The 1,527-nt window shown below is 60.3% G+C and carries 1 protein-coding gene; it reads left to right on the top strand.

Going from position 1 to position 1,527, the window contains the following annotated elements; translation table 11 throughout:
* Positions 1 to 85: 85 nt before the first annotated feature.
* The gene (locus ABIB95_RS47310; RefSeq protein WP_456651263.1) at positions 86 to 1,522 is read left to right on the top strand and encodes an IS701 family transposase; all 1,437 of its coding nucleotides are present in this window, start codon (positions 86 to 88) and stop codon (positions 1,520 to 1,522) included.
* Positions 1,523 to 1,527 lie beyond the last annotated feature (5 nt).

The raw sequence follows: 1,527 nt of genomic DNA, 5'->3' as shown, positions 1-1,527 counted from the left end.
TCTTACTGAGTCAGAAAGTCGCGATCTTTGATCCTGGAATTGCTGGTATTTTCGGGAGATTCGTTTTTCGGCATGGAGAGCTGGGATGGGTCACCCAAGATCGGACGGGAGTGAATCGCGGTTTGCGGCCTATGTCGAGGGGCTTGTGAGCGTGATCGGCCATGCAGACCGGGCGAAGCCGTTACGGGATTACTGCGTTGGTCTGATGATGCCATGCGAACGCAAGAGCGTGGAACCGATGGCGGCGATCACCGCGCCTGAACGGACAGCGGCGCAGCATCAATCGCTGCTGCATTTTGTCGGTGAAGGGCGCTGGTCGGACGAGAAGGTCTTGACCAAGGTGCGCGAGATGGTGCTGCCGCGGATCGAGCGTCATGGACCGATCGAGGCCTGGATTATCGACGACACAGGTTTTCCCAAGCAGGGCCGGCATTCAGTAGGAGTGGCACGACAGTATTGCGGCCAACTCGGCAAGCAGGACAATTGTCAGGTCGCGGTGTCGCTGTCGATTGCCAATCACCACGCCAGCCTGCCGGTCGCTTATCGCCTGTACCTACCGCAGGAATGGCAAGATCGCGCACGCCGGCGAAAGGCCGGCATTCCTGAGGACATTGTCTTCAAGACCAAGCCGCAGATCGCGTTCGATCAGATTCGTAAGGCCTGCGAGGCCGGCCTGCCGCGCGGCGTCGTGCTGATGGATGCCGGTTACGGTGCCAACACCGAACTGCGCACGGATATCGCAACGCTGGGGTTGAGCTATGTCGCTGGCATTCTACCGAACACCACGGTGTGGGCGCCGGGCATGGTGCCGCTGCGCGCCAAAAGATGGTCGGGCCAGGGAAGGCCGCCGAAGTTGATACGGCGTGATCGCCATCATCAGCCAATCTCGGTCAAGAAACTCGCGCTCGGCTTGCCGGCAAAGGCATGGCGCACGATCGCGTGGCGCGAAGGTTCGGCCGAGCAGCTCACCTCGCGCTTTGCTCGGGTGCGCGTGCGGGTTGCCCATCGCGATTACAACCTCACCAAGAGCCGCCCGGAAGAATGGCTGTTGATCGAGTGGCCGAAGAACGAGGCCGAGCCGACAAAATATTGGCTCTCGACCGTTCCCGAAAAGATCGCCTTCCATCGGTTGGTCGACCTGACAAAACTGCGCTGGCGCATTGAGCGCGACTATCAGGAACTCAAGCAGGAGGTCGGGCTCGGCCACTTCGAAGGGCGCGGTTGGCGCGGCTTCCACCACCATGCCACACTATGCATAGCGGCTTACGGATTCCTCATCTCCGAAAGGGAGACGATTCCCCCCTCAGCGCCTCGTTCAGCCGGGCTGTTCCAAACGCCTGCCCTTCCCGAAGGTTACAAACCCAGAGGCTCCGCCGCTGCGCACCGAACGGCACATTCCAAACTCGATTGCGACGATGCGTCGACGGCTCGTTCTCGCCCTCGTCAGAAGTCTGTCGCGATGTCCATGTTGCGCAAGAGCGATCCTGCGTCCGCGATCGCGCAAAAATTTATGACGCAGTAAGACTA

The organism is Bradyrhizobium sp. LA2.1 (assembly GCF_040547725.1).
GTDB classification, from domain to species: domain Bacteria; phylum Pseudomonadota; class Alphaproteobacteria; order Rhizobiales; family Xanthobacteraceae; genus Bradyrhizobium; species Bradyrhizobium barranii.
This window is presented reverse-complemented; position numbering and strand designations above follow the sequence as displayed.

What these genes read in the sequence shown, in the direction of transcription:
- ABIB95_RS47310 (WP_456651263.1), top strand. Translation starts at nt 86, where the DNA reads ATGGGTCACCCAAGATCGGACGGGAGTGAATCGCGGTTTGCGGCCTAT.